The following is a 382-nucleotide window of genomic DNA, read 5'->3' as shown; positions in this document are numbered from 1 at the left end:
CTTGGTAGGTGTTAATCCAATGCCATGCCGAAAAGTTCTTTAGCAGCGGCACGATGATGGCCACTAGCGGGAACATCGACGTCGCGATGATGAGGATGAGGAATCCGCCCTTGCCACGAAAGTCCCGACGCGCGAGCGCGTAGGACGCGAAGGTGGCGATGAGCAGCGCAATGACCGTCACCGCGACGGAGACGATGAAGGAGTTCAGCAGGCCGCGCAGGAAGTTGTTGCTCGGCTGGAAGACCGCCTGGTAATTCTCCATCGACGGATGGGCTGGCCACCAGGTGTTATCGAAGATCTCCGAATCAGGACGCAGTGAAGACACCAACATCCAGTAGAACGGCACCAGACAGTAGATGACAATGAGGACGATGCCGATAAT

1 protein-coding gene is annotated in these 382 nt (G+C 56.5%); it reads right to left on the bottom strand.

The features are described from left to right. A partial coding sequence (locus E9529_RS21575; protein WP_236833295.1) for a carbohydrate ABC transporter permease occupies window positions 1-382 on the bottom strand: 382 nt, incomplete at both ends.

The organism is Blastococcus sp. KM273128 (assembly GCF_021698975.1).
Lineage (GTDB): Bacteria > Actinomycetota > Actinomycetes > Mycobacteriales > Geodermatophilaceae > Blastococcus.
This window is presented reverse-complemented; position numbering and strand designations above follow the sequence as displayed.